At 65.5% G+C, this 15,766-nt stretch carries 13 protein-coding genes; 5 read left to right on the top strand and 8 right to left on the bottom strand.

Going from position 1 to position 15,766, the window contains the following annotated elements:
* Positions 1-380: 380 nt before the first annotated feature.
* Complete coding sequence (locus BM046_RS09560; protein WP_090538879.1) at positions 381-1,301, bottom strand: SPFH domain-containing protein; 921 nt, start codon at positions 1,299-1,301, stop codon at positions 381-383.
* 32 nt (positions 1,302-1,333) lie between these two features.
* Entirely contained in the window at positions 1,334-1,810 is a 477-nt protein-coding gene (locus BM046_RS09565) for an NfeD family protein (RefSeq protein WP_090538881.1), read from the bottom strand.
* Between the two features lie 329 nt (positions 1,811-2,139).
* On the opposite strand from BM046_RS09565, the gene BM046_RS09570 reads away from it, so the two are divergent.
* The gene (locus BM046_RS09570; protein WP_407046198.1) at positions 2,140-3,069 is read left to right on the top strand and encodes a triacylglycerol lipase; all 930 of its coding nucleotides are present in this window, start codon (positions 2,140-2,142) and stop codon (positions 3,067-3,069) included.
* 54 nt (positions 3,070-3,123) lie between these two features.
* The gene (locus tag BM046_RS09575) at positions 3,124-4,107 is read left to right on the top strand and encodes a lipase secretion chaperone (RefSeq protein WP_090538885.1); all 984 of its coding nucleotides are present in this window, start codon (positions 3,124-3,126) and stop codon (positions 4,105-4,107) included.
* A 3-nt stretch (positions 4,108-4,110) separates the two neighbouring features.
* Here BM046_RS09575 and BM046_RS09580 read toward each other — a convergent pair whose 3' ends face one another.
* Genes BM046_RS09580 through BM046_RS09590 form a run of 3 tightly spaced genes read right to left on the bottom strand, consistent with a single transcriptional unit; the run spans position 4,111 to position 6,958 of the window.
* Positions 4,111-4,455, bottom strand: a complete 345-nt coding sequence (locus BM046_RS09580; protein WP_090538887.1) for a YdbL family probable chaperone protein — start codon at positions 4,453-4,455, stop codon at positions 4,111-4,113.
* A gap of 10 nt (positions 4,456-4,465) precedes the next feature.
* Complete coding sequence (locus BM046_RS09585) at positions 4,466-4,651, bottom strand: YnbE family lipoprotein (RefSeq protein WP_090538889.1); 186 nt, start codon at positions 4,649-4,651, stop codon at positions 4,466-4,468.
* A 12-nt stretch (positions 4,652-4,663) separates the two neighbouring features.
* The gene (locus tag BM046_RS09590) at positions 4,664-6,958 is read right to left on the bottom strand and encodes an intermembrane phospholipid transport YdbH family protein (RefSeq protein WP_090538891.1); all 2,295 of its coding nucleotides are present in this window, start codon (positions 6,956-6,958) and stop codon (positions 4,664-4,666) included.
* A gap of 77 nt (positions 6,959-7,035) precedes the next feature.
* On the opposite strand from BM046_RS09590, the gene BM046_RS09595 reads away from it, so the two are divergent.
* Positions 7,036-8,463, top strand: a complete 1,428-nt coding sequence (locus tag BM046_RS09595; protein WP_090538892.1) for a phospholipase D family protein — start codon at positions 7,036-7,038, stop codon at positions 8,461-8,463.
* A gap of 49 nt (positions 8,464-8,512) precedes the next feature.
* On the opposite strand, the gene gabT is transcribed toward BM046_RS09595, so the two are convergent.
* From gabT to BM046_RS09610, 3 genes are all read right to left on the bottom strand, one after another.
* Positions 8,513-9,784 (bottom strand): 4-aminobutyrate--2-oxoglutarate transaminase, encoded by a 1,272-nt coding sequence (gene gabT / locus BM046_RS09600; RefSeq protein WP_090538894.1) that lies wholly within the window; start codon positions 9,782-9,784, stop codon positions 8,513-8,515.
* A 24-nt stretch (positions 9,785-9,808) separates the two neighbouring features.
* A complete protein-coding gene (gene gabD / locus BM046_RS09605; RefSeq protein WP_090538895.1) occupies positions 9,809-11,269 on the bottom strand; it encodes an NADP-dependent succinate-semialdehyde dehydrogenase in 1,461 nt (486 codons plus the stop codon).
* A 213-nt stretch (positions 11,270-11,482) separates the two neighbouring features.
* Entirely contained in the window at positions 11,483-11,944 is a 462-nt protein-coding gene (locus tag BM046_RS09610; protein WP_090538896.1) for a MarR family winged helix-turn-helix transcriptional regulator, read from the bottom strand.
* Positions 11,945-12,223: 279 nt separating this feature from the next.
* On the opposite strand from BM046_RS09610, the gene BM046_RS09615 reads away from it, so the two are divergent.
* Both BM046_RS09615 and ngg read left to right on the top strand, forming a co-directional pair.
* Complete coding sequence (locus BM046_RS09615) at positions 12,224-14,002, top strand: N-acetylglutaminylglutamine amidotransferase (RefSeq protein WP_090538898.1); 1,779 nt, start codon at positions 12,224-12,226, stop codon at positions 14,000-14,002.
* A complete protein-coding gene (ngg, locus tag BM046_RS09620) occupies positions 14,002-15,750 on the top strand; it encodes an N-acetylglutaminylglutamine synthetase (RefSeq protein WP_090538900.1) in 1,749 nt (582 codons plus the stop codon). Before BM046_RS09615 ends, ngg begins: the two co-directional genes overlap by 1 nt.
* Positions 15,751-15,766: the final 16 nt, after the last annotated feature.

The raw sequence follows: 15,766 nt of genomic DNA on the forward strand, positions 1-15,766 counted from the left end.
ACGGTAACCCTGGTAGTCATTGCGCATGTCTCTTTCCTCTCGATTCATTGGCTCTGGGCCTGAAAAAACAAAACCCCCGGTCGGGTGGCCGACCGGGGGTTTCTTGATTCTTGCGGTGGGCGGCCGGTGCTGAGTGGGCCGCCTGACGGGATCAGGCCAGCCCTTGGCTAAACCAATACCCGTAAAAATAAGCGGAAACACCAGCTTCCGGCATGCACGCAGACGCGGCCACGGTGCAAACCGGGCTGAGCAGATGTGACATGGATGTCGGGTGAGTCATGGTGTTCTCCGTTGATCTGGCATTTACCTTACTGCTTTCCCCGGTTCCGATCAACCTGTTGCTGCAGACTGCCAGCAACAGGTTACCGGGCGATGACAGCTCAGCTCTTCGCCGTCTCCAGGGTCTTGGTAATGGCCGCGACCGCGGCCCCGACATTGCTCAGCTCCGCCGGCAGTATCATGGTGTTGTTGGTCTTGGCCAGCTTGCCGAACTCGGTCACGTACTGCTCGGCTACCCGCAGGGCCACGGCATCCTTGCCGCCGGCGGTGTTGATCGCCTCGGCCACCATGCGCAGACCATCGGCCGTGGCCTTGGCCACCAGCTCGATCTGCCGCGCCTTGCCTTCAGCCTCGTTGATCTGCCGTTCCTTGTCGGCGATCGACAGGTTGATGGTCTCCTGCTTGATACCCTCGGAGACGTTGATCTTGGCCTCCCGCTCCCCTTCGGACTGGGCGACCACAGCGCGGCGCTCACGCTCGGCGCGCATCTGCTTCTCCAGGGCGTCGAGGATAGTCGCCGGCAGCTCGATATCGGCAATCTCGTAGCGCATGACCTTGACGCCCCAGGGCCGGGCCGCCTCGTCCAGCGCATCGACGACGTGGGTGTTGATCGCCTCGCGCTCCTCGAAGGTCTTGTCCAGATCGATCTTGCCGATCACCGAACGCAGGGTGGTCTGCGCCAGCTGGGTAGCGGCGTAGCGGTAGTCGGCAATGCCGTAGCTGGCGGCCTTGGGGTCCACCACCTGCAGGTAGATCACGCCATTGACCACCACCTGGATATTGTCCTTGGTCACGCAGGCCTGGCGGTCCACGTCGATGGCCTCTTCCTTCATGGTGTGGCGATAGGCAATGCGGTCGACGAAGGGAATCAGCAGGTGAAAGCCCGCCTCCAGGGTCTTGACGTACTTGCCCAGCCGCTCGACCACGTAGGCCGAGCGCTGCGGCACAATCTGTGCGGTCTTGGCGATGGTGATGATGATCAGCACCAGGAACGCCAGGGCGATGATGGTTGCGGTTTCCATGTTTGCTCCCCTTAAAGTCGAATCGATTGTTGTTATTGCGCCCGGCTGCTGCCCGGCCGGCTGCTGACCCTGAGCACAATCCCGCTGAAGCCGGTCACCCAGGCGGTATCGCCGGCACGCAGCGGCTCGCTGGCCTCGGCATCCCATTTGGCCCCGTTGAGCAGGACATCGCCGACGCCGTCAACAAAATCGGTCAGTACGGTGACGCGCTGATCCAGCAGCCCGGCGCTGTCCAGATCCTGCTGCGCCTGCCCGCCGACCTTCCCCCTGAGCCAGCGCGTGCAGTGCCGACGCAGGCCAAACAGGGCTATCAGGCTGATCAGGGAAAACCACAGCAGCTGTACTGGCAGGCTCTCGATGGCCCCGGCCAGGGTCAGCAGGCCCACCGCGAGGGCGCCGATGCCAAAGAACACGGCGACCACCCCGGGTACGAAGAACTCGGAAATCAGTAATGCCAGGCCGAGCAGCAACCAGAAGGCATAGCCACTCAGAAAACTGCCAACCAACATAGGTAATCCCTCTCTCTGCATCCCACCAGATCCCGTCTGCAGACTACCAGATAGCAGGGCCGAAAGCGGCACGACTGGCTCCATTTGTGAAGGCAGGCGCATTTGCTCGCCCACCACTGGAGAGGGTCCGGGAGCCGTTCGTCGGATTGATTGCATGAATGGCCGCGAGCCAGAGCGGACGACCCATCGGTCAGCTCCCGGCCCCGGGGTCCCGCTCGCGGCAATGCCGACCGCTGTATAAGCTGCACAGGGCTCTGTTTGCGATCGGAGCGATAACAATGACAAGAAACCGAAGGTGGATCCGAATGAAGAAATCACGCCTCACGCTGATGACAGCGGGACTGCTGGTGGCTGCGGGACTGTCCGCAGAGGCTCAGGCTTCCTGGTTCAGCAGCTCCTCCAACTACACCCAGACACGCTACCCCATAGTACTGAGCCACGGCATGCTCGGCTGGGACAGCATGCTCGGCATCGACTACTGGTACGGCATTCCCCAGGCCCTGCGCAAGGACGGCGCCACCGTCTATGTCACCCAGGTCAGCCAGCTGGACACCTCCCAGGCCCGGGGCGAGCAGTTGCTGGAGCAGGTGGAGGAGATTGTCGCGATCTCCGGCAAGGGCAAGGTCAATCTGTTCGGTCACAGCCACGGCGGGCCGACCATACGTTATGTAGCGGCGGTGCGTCCGGATCTGGTCGCCTCGGTCACCAGCATAGGGGCGCCGCACAAGGGCTCGGCCCTGGCCGACTTCCTGCGCAGGATCCCCGAAGGCTCGACCGGTGAGAAGGTCCTGTCCGAGCTGGTGAACGCCGTGGGCCGCATGATCAACTTCCTCTCGCGCAGCCCGATCAACAGCCCGATGAATTCCCTGGGCTCCCTGGAGTCGCTGAATTCCGAGGGCGCAGCCCGGTTCAATGCCCTGTATCCCCAGGGTCTGCCCACCACCGCCTGTGGCGAGGGGGCCTATCAGGTCAATGGCGTGCGCTACTACTCCTGGAGCGGCACCAGTCCTTCAACCAACCTGCTGGATCCATCGGACCTGATGATGGCAGTGGCCTCAAAGACCTTTCCCAAGGGCGAGGCCAATGACGGCATGGTCGGCCGCTGCAGCTCGCGCCTGGGCATGGTGATCCGCGACAACTACCGGATGAACCACCTGGATGAGGTCAACCAGTTCTTCGGTCTGACCAGCATTCTGGAAACCGATCCGGTGACCGTCTACCGGCAGCAGGCCAACCGTCTGAAGAATGCCGGTCTGTGATGTGCGGGCGGGCCCGGCACCGGGTCCGCCGCTCGTTATCCAGGGAGGATCCCCATGAAATTCATCATCTATCTCCCGCTGCTGACCAGCGCCCTGCTGCTGGGCTGGTACCTGTCTTCCGGCAATGAGGCGCCCACTCCTGCCCCGGCGCCCGCCGTGACCGCACAGGACAGCAGGATCAGCGCACCGCCGTCGCTGCCGCCGCCGAGCGCTCCTGCCCGGCTGACGCCGGCTGCGCAGGAGCCGACCAGTCTGCGCGGCACCCAGGTAGACGGCGAGCTGCTGGTGGATGCCCGGGGCAATCTGGTGCTCACCAGCCAGGTGCGCCATCTGTTCGATTATTTCCTCAGCCTGATCGGTGAGGAATCCAGCCAGCAGGCCCGACAGCGCATCCGCGATCATCTGACCGCCCAGCTCGACGAGCCCGCCCGCGGCCAGGCGCTGGAACTGCTGGAAACCTATCTGGACTATCAGTACCAACTGGTGGATCTGGAAGCACGTTTCCCCGTCGCCGAGCATCTGGAGGACCTGCTGGCCCGCGAGCAGGCAGTACAGCAGCTGCGTGCCCGCCTGTTCAGCCGCGAGGCCCACGAGGCGTTCTTTGCCGGCGAGGAGATCTACAACAATTTCACCCTTGAGCGCCTGACGATCCAGCAGGACCCGTCCCTAAGCGACAGGGAAAAGGGGCTGGCCATAGAGGCCCTGCGCGAAAATCTGCCCGAGGAGATGCAGCAGCTGCTGGTGCCGCAGATCCACAACGACCTGCGCGAGCAGACCCTGGCCCTGCGCGCCGCCGGGGCCGACGAAGGCCGGATACGGCAGTTGCGCATGGGGATGCTGGGCCCGGAGGCGACCGAGCGGCTGGAGGAGCTGGATCGCAGCCGCGCCGAGTGGCGTGAGCGGGTCGCGGCCTTCCAGCAGGAGCGCGAACGCATTCTGAGTCAGCCGGGGCTGGCCGAGAGTGACCGCCGGGCGGCGGTGAACGCCCTGCTGGAGGAGCAGTTCACCGCCAACGAACGGCTGCGGTTGATCAACTGAGGATCACTTCTTCATCCACACGCCGTTGAGCATGATGTACTGGCCCGAGGGCGTCTTCTCCAGCGCCTTCTTGCCGGCCATGGACTCCACATCCCGCAGCTGGATGTTGTTCTCCCGGGCCAGGCGCTGGTACTCCTGGCGCCGGGCCTCGTTGATCTGCCGGGCAATCTCCTGTGCATTGCCACCCGGGCTGACCACACCCAGATAGCCATCAGGCTGCTCCCCCAACAGCCCTGCCGCCTTGGCCGCCGGCAAAGCTGACATGGCCTCGTTCAGGTTCATTGCCAGCACCGGAGCGCTCAGCAGCAGGGCCAGCAGCAGACCGAATATTCGAACGGGTGTACGCATGATATCTCTCCTAGAACAGTCCGCTGGATTCGCTGAACAGCGAGTCCAGCTCCTTGTCGACCTTGATGTAGATCTCGTGCTGAATCTTCACATTCAGGTTGATGTTGATGGGGTCGCTGGGGGCGGCCAGCTGCACTGTCGGCGTGCAGGCGCTGATCACCGCCACGGCCACCGCTATGATTGTCAGACGCCACATGGTCTTCTCCTGTCATGGACTGCGCTGCAGATACCGCTGCTCGATCCGTTTCCTGATGATCTCGTTCACTTGCCCGCTCAGCTGCAAACTGGTCAGCAGTGCGGGAATATCCTCTTCCAGCTGTATGTTCAGATTGACCTGACGGCCCTGCTGGAATGTCGGGTTGCTGCCCTCCAGATGCAGCCCGAGCAGGAGCTTGCCCTGCTCATCATAGGACACATCGCTGGCCAGCACCCGGTAGCGGAAGTCGTCCAGCGCCGCGGCCAGCTGTTCCAGCCCGGGGTTGCCGGCCGCCATGTCGCTCAGCTGGGCGGCACGGTAGCGCAGCACGCCACCCGGTTCCCGGGCCTGCAGGCGCCCGCCGTCGACCAGCAGTTTGCCATCCACCAGGCTGACCGGGAAGCGCCCGTCCAGTGTGCCGCGACCGCTCAGGCCTTCGGCGGGATAGACCTCGAACAGCCGCGCCAGTTCGACGCCCTCCACCAGGGCCACCAGACTCTGGCGTGACTGGCTCAGGTCCACCCGCGCCGGCTCCAGTCGAACCTGTCCCTCCAGCGCGCCGATACTGGCCGCCTCCAGCTGCAGAACCCCCCTGTCCAGATGCGCCAGATCGGCCGTGTAACTGCCGCGCAGACGCAGGGGCCCCAGGGGCAGACCGGGATCCACCGTCTCCAGAACCAGCCCTTCGGTAGCCAGCTGCAGGCGGTCATTGCGCAGACCCAGCTCCAGGGGGGCCGACAGCCCGGAGAAACTGGCGCGATCATAGATACCCTGACCTCCGCTCAGCTGCAGTCGACCGCTCAGCTGTTCCAGACCATCACTGCCACGGGCCTGCAGCTGCCCGCTGAGCCGGCCGCTGGAAAAGCTCAGCAGCTCCGGCCAGTCGGCAAAGGTCGCCGCCAGCGGGTTGGCCGCCCGCAGGAACATCTCACCCAGGGTCAGCTGCAGGCGCCAGTCGGCCTGCGCGGGCCAATCCAGGCTCAGATCCGCGCTCAGGCCGCCCTGACCGGCAAGCCGCCCGCTCAACCCCAGCACACCGGAAGAGTGCTGCAGCTCGCCATTCAGCGTCCAGCCCTGGGGAATCAGCGCCGGATGCTGCAACTGCTGCATGCCCAGCTGCAGCGCACTGTGCAGTACGAGCTGGTCGGGGTGTTCCAGCGGCACGGCCAGACGGGCTCCACCCATCCGGGCGTCGAGGCCGGTCACCGCGAGTTCCGCGGCCGCCAGCGTCACTTTGCTGGCAGCCAGGCTGGCCTGTTCACCGAGGGCCAGGGTCAGCTGCCCTTCGGCAACGCGCCCCTGCAGCGGCCAGTCCAGCGCCAGACCACGGACTTCGAGGTCCGGCAGCCGGAGGCGGTCAGAGGCCAGCTGCAGCCGCGCCCCATCCAGTTCCGCCTCCCAGCCGGTGGCCGCGCTGGCCAACAGCAGACGCCCCTCCAGACCGCCTTCGAGGACCCCCTCAAGCCGCGCCCCGACCGCCAGTTCAAGGCGCTGCTGCCAGTCGGCAATACTGCCGGGATCAGGGGTGATTTCCAGTGACAGAACCCGGGGGCGCCAGTCCTCGGGGAGGGCCGTCAGGGTATCGGAGAAGGGCTGCTCCAAGCGCCATTGGGCCTGCCCCTCGTTCAGTATCCATAGCGCTCCCCGGTTCTCCAGGTCCAGCGTCATCGCCCCGCTGAGCAGCCCGATGCCGGGCAGAGGCAGGGGTTCGGGCACCCTCAGCTCAGCCCGGGTCAGATAGCTGTCCTGCTGTTGCTGCAACTGCATCCGGCCCTGCAGCCACTGCTCCTGCTGGAGCAGGTCCAGGCGGGCATCCAGTGCCAGCGGCTGTGGCTGGCTGCGCAGCTGAAGACTGCCCTGCAGATCGCAGAAGGCCTCATCACAGGGCAGCTGCACCAGCAACCGATCTACCTGCAACGCCCCCGGCAGCCAGCCCAGGGGCGCGGCCAGGTCCTCCAGCGCCGGCAGGCTCCAGGCCTCATCCGGCGCGCTGGCCGGCAGCTGCGCGGCGGGCTGCCACACCAGCTGTACCAGCTCTGCCCGTACCTGCTGCAGACGTGGGCCGCCGTCCCATATCGGTCGCAGCACCAGCCCCTCGACCCGAAAGCCGAGCCGGCCCTGCTCACCGGCGTGCACACCGCTGAGTCCGCCAATCTGCAGGCTGCCCTCGGCCCAGCGCCAGTGTTCCCAGTCCAGCTGCTGCACGCCGGCCCCATGCAGGCTGCGCTGCAGCCACTGCCCGGTCAGCAGCGTCAGCAACAGCAATATCAGCACCACCAGCGTGATCAGGCCCGCCACTCTGCGCATCGGCCAAGGTCCCCCTGCAGACAAGCATCCGGCATCAAGGGTAGCATGCAGGCTCCACCATCTGACGGGGCAGAAGTATGGACATTCTCCGCCGTATCAATAGCCTGGTTACGCTGCTGTTGCTTGCCTGGTTCGGTATGGCCCTGTACCAGGCCGGTCGTGCCCTGCCCGATCAACTGTCCCTGAGCCTGCCCTGGCGACCTGCACAGAACCTGCAATGGCTCTCCGATCAGACCTGGCAGACGGCATCGGGGGAGCGTCTGAGCCGACAGCAGATCTTCGATCAGGTGCTGGAGATCATCGACCAGGCCCGCAGGCTGGTGGTCCTGGACATGTTCCTGTTCAACGAGTTCGCCGGGCAGCACGGCTACCGGCCCCTGTCGTCCGAGCTGGCTGGCGCGCTGATCCGCGCCCGCGAGAATCACCCGGATCTCGAGGTGGTGCTGATTACCGACCCGTTCAACACCCTCTATGGCGGGGTGCGCAACCCGCATCTGGATGCCCTGCAGGCGGCGGGTATCACGGTAGTGATGACGCCCCTGGAGCGCCTGCCGGCGTCCAATCCGCTGTGGACCGGGTTATGGGCGCTGTGCTGCCAGCTCCTCGGCAACAGCACCGAGGGCGGCTGGCTGCCCAACCCGGTGGGACCGGGCAAGGTTACCCTGCGCAGCTATCTGCACCTGATCAACTTCCGCGCCAATCACCGCAAGACCCTGATTGCCGATGCCGGCGACAGCTGGACCGCGCTGGTGACCTCGGGCAATCCCCACGACGCCAGCAGCCGGCACAGCAACCAGGCGCTGCGTTTCGACGGCCCGGCGGCGCTGGATCTGCTGTACAGCGAACAGGCGGTTACCCGCATGGCCTCTCTGGACACCCGTCACTGGCCGACACCATCGGCTGAGGAATCGGTCACCGGCCCGCGCCTGCGCATCCTCACCGAGGGCGCCATCAAGCGGGCACTGCTGGAGACGGTCAATGACGCCCGGTCCGGCGACCGGCTGGATCTGGAGGTGTTCTATCTGTCGCACCGTCCGCTGCTCAAGGCGCTGATCAGCGCCCGGGAGCGGGGTGTGGAACTGCGCGTGCTGCTGGACCCCAACCGCGACGCCTTCGGTCGGGAGAAGAACGGCATCCCCAACCGCCAGGCCGCCTGGGACCTGCACCGCGCCGGCATCCCGGTGCGCTGGTGCAATACCAGTGGTGAACAGTGCCATCGCAAATGGCTGAGGCTGGACCGCGCCGACGGCAGCAGCGAGCTGATCAGCGGCTCGGCCAACTTCACCCGGCGCAATCTGGATGATCTGAATCTGGAAACCGATGTGCAGCTGCACGCGCCCGGGGACTATCACCCCATGGCTCAGGCCAGAGAAGAGTTCGAACGCCTGTGGAGCAACGCCGAGGGGGTGTCCTACAGCCTCGACTACGAGGTCTTTGCCGATCACAGCCGGTTGCGCTACGGCCTGTATCGGGTGATGGAGGCCAGCGGCCTGTCCACCTTCTGAGGCAGAGGCTGGCGCGAGCGGAGCCTGGCCCCGCTCGACCCGCAGAGTGTTACAGCTCGGCCAGACAGGCCTCGATGATCTTCATGCCCTCGTCCACCTCGACATCGGAGGCGGTCAGAGGCACCAGGATGCGGATGACGTTGGCATACTGGCCGCAGGACAGCAGCAACAGACCGCGCTCCCGGGCGCTGATCACCAGCCGGCTGGCCAGCTCGGGGTCGGGATGGCCGTCCGCGGTGAACAGTTCGAAGGCGACCATGGCGCCCAGACCCCGTACCTCGGCGATGCGCGCATCCTTCTCCGCCAGATTCTGCAGCCGCTCCATCAGCATATCTCCCAGGGTACGTGCCCGGGTCAGCAGGTTTTCTTCCTCGAAGACCTCCAGCACCGCCAGTGCCGCGGCACAGGACACCGGGTTGCCGGCGTAGGTACCGCCCAGGCCGCCGGGGGCGATGGCGTCCATGACCTCGGCCCGGCCGCATACCCCGGCCAGCGGGAAGCCGCCGGCCACCGACTTGGCGAAGGTGGTCAGGTCGGCGGTAACGCCCATCTGCTCCATGGCGAAGAAGCTGCCGGTACGACCGGCGCCGGTCTGCACCTCGTCGGCGATCAGCAGGATACCGTGCAGATCACAGAGTGCCCGCAGGCGCTGCATGAATTGCGGCGAGGCGACGCGGAAGCCACCCTCGCCCTGCACCGGCTCGACCACCAGGGCGGCGATATCCCTGGGTTCGGCGTCGGTCTTGAAGATCTGCTCGATGCTGGCGATGGCGTCATCCTCGCTGACCCCGTGCAGGGCATCGGGGAAGCGGGCGCGGAACACGTTGCCGGGCATCAGTCCCATGCCCGAGGAATAGGGCATGACCTTGCCGGTCATGGCCAGGGTCATCATGGTGCGGCCGTGGTATCCGCCGGCAAAGGCGATCACCCCCGCCCGTCCGGTGGCGGCGCGGGCGATCTTCACCGCGTTCTCCACCGCCTCGGAGCCGGTGGTCACCAGCAGGGTCTTCTTCGGAAAGTCCCCCGGCACCAGACTGTTGATCTTCTCGCACAGGGCCACATAGGGTTCGTAGGCCACAACCTGGAAGCAGGTGTGGGTATACAGATCCAGCTGACGCTTGACCGCTTCGATCACCTTCGGATGCCGGTGCCCGGTATTGAGCACCGCGATGCCACCGGCAAAGTCGATGAACAGGTTGCCTTCCACATCACAGATCACCGCATTGTCGGCCCGCTTGATGAAGACCGGATGGATCTGCCCGACACCCCTGGGCACCGCTCGCTCCCGGCGCAACATCATGGAGGCGTTGTTCTCGGTCATGGCAATACTCCTTGCGTTCAGCGGTCAGATGCCGCCCAGACACAGATATTTGATTTCCAGATACTCTTCGATGCCGTATCTGGAGCCTTCCCGGCCCAGCCCGGAGGACTTCATGCCGCCGAAGGGCGCCACCTCGGTGGAGATCAGCCCGGTGTTGATGCCGACCATGCCGTACTCCAGCGCCTCGGCGACACGGAACACCCGTCCCAGATCCCGGGCGTAGAAGTAGGCAGCCAGGCCATACTCGGTATCGTTGGCCTGACGGATCACGTCCGCCTCGTCGGTGAAGCGGAACAGCGGCGCAACCGGGCCGAAGGTTTCCTCCCGTGCCACCAGCATGCTGGCGTTCACATCGGTGAGTATGGTCGGCTCGAAGAACAGGCCGCCCAGGGCGTGGGGCTTGCCGCCGGCGAGCAGGGTGGCGCCGCCGGCGACCGCATCGCTGATGTGCCGCTCGACCTTCTGCACCGCCTCGGCATTGATCAGCGGTCCTGTGGTCACGCCCTCGCGCATGCCGTCCCCAACCTCCAGATGACGCACAGCCGCCGCCAGCTTCTCGGCGAAGGCGTCGTAGACGGCATCCTGCACATAGATGCGGTTGGCGCAGACGCAGGTCTGCCCGGCATTGCGGTACTTGGAGATCATCGCTCCCTCCACCGCCGCATCCAGATCAGCATCCTCGAAAACGATGAAGGGTGCGTTGCCGCCCAGCTCCAGGGACAGCTTCTTGATGCTCGGCGCACACTGCTCCATCAGCTTGACGCCCACCGCGGTGGAGCCGGTGAAGGACAGCTTGCGCACCACGGGATTGGCACACAGCTCGGCGCCGACCTCCCGGGAGCTGTCCACATCCGCCGTGATCACGCTCAGCAGCCCGGCGGGCAGACCCGCCTGCTCGGCCAGATGGGCCAGCGCCAGCGCGGAGAACGGCGTCTGCGGCGCAGGCTTGAGCACCATGGCGCAGCCGGCGGCCAGTGCCGGACCGGCCTTGCGGGTGATCATCGCCGAGGGGAAGTTCCAGGGGGTGATGGCGGCAGTCACACCGACGGGCTCCTTCTGCACCAGGATGCGCTTGTCACCCTGATGCCCCGGGATGATATCGCCGTAGACCCGTTTGGCTTCCTCGGCGAACCATTCGATGAAGGAGGCCGCATAGGCGATCTCCCCCCGGGCTTCGGCCAGCGGCTTGCCCTGCTCGGCAGTCATGATCTTCGCCAGATCCTCCTGGTGACGCATGATCAGCTCGAACCAGCGGCGCAGTATGGCGGCGCGCTCCTTGGCGGTACGTTTGCGCCAGGCCGGTTGCGCGGCCTGGGCCGCCTCGATGGCGCGGCGGGTTTCCTCCGCTCCCATGTCCGGCACGCTGCCCAGTTTCTCGCCGGTAGCGGGGTTGAAGATATCGGTTCTCCGGCCCTGGTCGGCCTCGCACCAGATACCGTCGATAAAGGCCTGCTGGCGGAACAGTTCGGGGGCTTGCAGTTCCATGGGATCCTCCTGCTGTGCGGTGGCGTCACGCATTTGCCACGGCCGCGTTTGATATTTCGAACATGCTATGCCGAGCGGCATGGACAGACAAGCGGAGGGGAGAAAAAAGCCCGCGGGGAGCTATCGTGCAGCTCGCCCTGCCTGTGCCAGGCTCTGCACGGTTCTACTCGACCGGCGATTGCGAGCAACGCATTGATTGATGGAAAGCAGCGCTCAGACCAGCGGCTCGTCGTCCATCAGAATACTGGCCGGCTGCTCGCCCTCTTCGAACAGGCCGGCCACCCGCTGCAGGCTGGCCAGCAGCATCAGCTGCTCCCAGTCGGCCAGCCGGCCGAAGCGCTCGAGGAAGGCAGCAGGCAGCAGCGCCGGCTCGGCCTGGATGACCGCTTCGCCCTTCTCGGTGAGCGCCAGGTGTACCTTGCGCTTGTCACTCTGGCTGCGTACACGGCGCAGCAGTTCGCGGCTTTCCAGACGGTCGATGATGGTACTCAGGGTCGCCTGGGACACGCTGACCTGTTTGGCCAGGGTACCCAAGGTACCCTCGCCGGTCGCCTGAATGCTGTGCAGAATCAGCAGCTGAATGGGCGTCAGGCCGCTGTGGCGTCCGAGCCGCTTGGCATGAATTTCGGTGGCTCGCTGCAGACGCCGCAAGGCCAGATACAGGTCGTGCATCATGAATGTAGTGCTCCCGCAAACCAGCTGAATGCCAGGCATTCTGCCACAAACAGAGCAGATCAGGGCCTGTTACCAGCGTGCTGGCTGGCCCCCGTGCCCTTGCACCAGCGTTTCGTTACAGCAGAAAGAACCGTCGATCGAGCGAAACGCAAAAAATCCCTAAACCAAACAGCCCTGCTGCCCTCCAAGGGAGATAGCAGGGTGCCCGTGCAGCCTGCAACCTTAGATGTGAAATCAATCGTTTGGAAACAGGCGCGCAGGCGCCCGAGGGAGAAGTAGATGTGTGGACTGGCAGGGGAATTGCGCTTCGATGGACAACTGGCCGATCTGGAGGCCCTGAGCCGTATCAGCGGACAGATGGTCAACCGCGGCCCTGACGCCGCCGGGCTCTGGGCCAGCGGGCCGGTGGCCCTGGCCCACCGCCGCCTGAAGATCATGGACCTGGCCGAGGCCTCGGGTCAGCCCATGGTCGACAATCAGCTGGGGCTGACCCTGGTGTTCAACGGGGCCATCTACAACTACCCCGCGCTGCGCGGCGAGCTGGAAATCCTCGGCTATCAGTTCTTCTCCGATGGCGATACCGAGGTGATACTCAAGGCCTACCATGCCTGGGGCGAGCAGATGCTCGAACGCCTGAACGGCATGTTCGCCCTGGCGATCTGGGAACGGGACAGCCGCCGTCTGTTCCTGGCCCGGGACCGACTGGGCATCAAGCCCCTGTACCTGTCCCACACGCCCCAGCGCCTGCGCTTTGCTTCCAGCCTGCCGGCGCTGCTGCGGGGCGGAGATCTGGATACCTCACTCAACCCGGCGGCGCTGAACCAGTACCTGTCCTTCCATTCGGTGGTGCCCGCGCCCCAGACCCTGATCAACGGCGTGACCAAACTGCCCCCGGGGCATTGGATGCGCGAGGAAGCCAATGGCGAGCGCCAGCTGCAGCGCTGGTGGACGCTGAACTACGGCCCGGCCGAGGGCGAGCAGGATCTGCCCCTTTCGCACTGGCAGGAGGCGGTGCTGGATGCCCTGCGCAATTCCGTCAAGCGACGCAATCTGGCGGCGGTCGACGTTGGCGTTCTGCTCTCCGGCGGGGTGGATTCCAGTCTGCTGGTGGCCCTGCTGGACGAGGCTGGCGCACGAAATCTCAAGACCTTCACCATCGGCTTTGCCGATGTCGGTGGCGAGGCCGGCAACGAATTCCCCTATTCCGACCTGATCGCCCGTCAGTACGGTACCGATCATCACCAGCTGATGATTCCCGAGCAGGACATCCTGCGCCACCTGCCCGACGCACTGGCCGCCATGAGCGAGCCCATGGTCAGCCATGACTGCATCGCCTTCTATCTGCTGTCCCGCGAGGTGTCCCGCCACTGCAAGGTGGTGCAGAGCGGCCAGGGCGCGGACGAGATCTTCGCCGGCTACCACTGGTATCCGACCGTGGCCGAGGCCAGCGATCCGCTGGCCGCCTACCAGCAGGCCTTCATGGATCAGGATTTCGATACCTACCGGAGCATGGTGCAGCCGGCCTGGGTACGTGAGGATTACGCCGGCGATTTCATCCGCGAGCACTTCGCCCGCCCCGGCGCAGAGGCCGGACTGGACAAGGCCCTGCGCCTGGACGCCACCGTGATGCTGGTGGAGGACCCGGTCAAGCGCGTGGACAACATGACCATGGCCTGGGGCCTGGAGGCACGGGTGCCCTTCCTCGACCACGAGCTGGTGGAACTGGCCGCGCGGATTCCCGGGCGCTTCAAGCTGCCGGAACAGGGCAAGTACGTGCTCAAGCAGGCCGCGCGCAGCATGCTGCCGGCGGAGGTCATCGACCGGCCCAAGGGCTACTTCCCGGTCCCCGGCCTCAAGTACCTGCAGGGCCAGACCCTGGAATGGGTGCGCGACAGCCTCACCGGCAGCAATGCCCGGGCCCGCGGCCTGTTCAATCCCGACTATGTCGATCGGCTGTTGCAGGACCCCGCCGCCCATATCACGCCGCTGCGGGGCTCGCGACTGTGGCAGCTGGCCGTTCTCGAACTCTGGCTGGATACCCACGGAGTCACCCCCTGATGAGCCGAATTCTTCCCCCCGATCAGCAACGCCTGCGCCGCGGCCAGACCCCCACCTGGGAACGTCTGCAGGCCGGCCATGCCCAGCAGGGCCAGCAGCCGCAGGACAGCCTGACCGAGGTCACCCTCGACTGCGGCTGGGGGCGGCTGCTGATCGGCCACACCTTCCGCGACCCGCAGCGGCTGGCCGACAGTCTGCTGCAGGAAACCCCCGGCGAGCGCGACATCGCCCTCTACGTGGCCGACCCCCATGTGGTGCTGTCCTTCGCCCCGCAGCAGCTGTTTCTCGACCCGTCGGACACCATGCGTCTGTGGTTCACCGACTACCGACCGGCCCACGACCCCATGCGCGGCTTTCATATCCGCCGTCCGCAGTGCGAGGAGGACTGGCAGGCAATCAACAACCTGTATCTGGCCGCCGGCATGGTGCAGGTCAACCCCCAGCGGCTGACACCCCGGGAGGCCGGCGGTCCGGAGTTCTGGCTGGCCGAGGATGCCGACAGCGGTCAGGTCATAGGCACCGTGATGGGCCTCCACCATGCCCGGGCCTACGATGATCCGGACAAGGGCTCCAGTCTCTGGTGCCTGGCGGCAGACGGCCAGACCCAGCGGTTCGGCGTGGGCGAGATGCTGGTACGCCATCTTGTGGAGTATTTCATGAGCCGCGGCAGCAGTTACCTCGACCTGTCGGTACTGCACGACAACCGCCAGGCCAAAACCCTGTATCGCAAGCTCGGCTTCCGCCAGCTGCGCACCTTCACCATCAAGCGCAAGAACAGCATCAACCAGGCGCTGTTCCTCGGGCCCGAGCAGGACAAGGGGCTCAATCCCTATGCCCGCATCATCACCCGCGCGGCCCGGCGCAAGGGGATTGAGGTCACCATCAATGACGCCGAGGCCGGCCTCTTCACCCTGACCCAGGGCGGGCGCAGCATCCGCTGCCGCGAATCCCTGAGCGATCTGACCAGTGCCGTGAGCATGACCCTGTGCCAGCAGAAGCAGCTGACCCACCGGCTGCTGCAGCGCCAGGGCCTGAACACGCCCCACTGGCGGCTGGCGGGTACCCCGGAGGAGAACGCCGCCTTCCTCGCCGAACACGGCGCCCTGGTAGTCAAGCCGGACAACGGCGAGCAGGGCAACGGCGTTGCGGTCAATCTGCGTGATGCCGACAGCCTGGAGCGGGCCATCGCCGAGGCGCGGCAATACGACAGTCAGGTGCTGCTGGAAAGCTATCACCCCGGCCAGGACCTGCGGGTGGTGGTGATCAACTATCAGGTCGTGGCAGCGGCCATCCGCCAGCCGGCGCAGATCTGCGGCGACGGACGCAAGACCGTACGGCAGCTGATCGAGAAGCAGAGTCGCCGACGGCAGGCCAGCACTCACGGCGAAAGCCGCATCCCGCTGGACGAGGAAACCCGCCGCACCGTCGAGGAGGCCGGCTACGACTTCGAGTCGGTGCTGCCGGCCAATGAAACCCTGCAGGTACGCCGCACCGCCAACCTGCATACCGGCGGGGTACTGGTGGATGTCACCTCAGAGCTGCACCCTAACCTGGCCGAGGCGGCAATCCAGGCCGCACGGGCGCTGGAGATCCCGGTGGTCGGTATGGATCTGCTGGTGCCTGCAGCGGACCAGCCGGACTACGTCATCATCGAGGCCAACGAGCGCCCCGGCCTGGCCAACCACGAGCCCCAACCCACCGCCGAATGCTTTATCGATCTGCTGTTTCCACTCAGCCAGGCAGTCTGAGCTACCCAGGGAGGTT

This window comes from Halopseudomonas formosensis, assembly GCF_900115905.1.
Lineage (GTDB): Bacteria > Pseudomonadota > Gammaproteobacteria > Pseudomonadales > Pseudomonadaceae > Halopseudomonas > Halopseudomonas formosensis.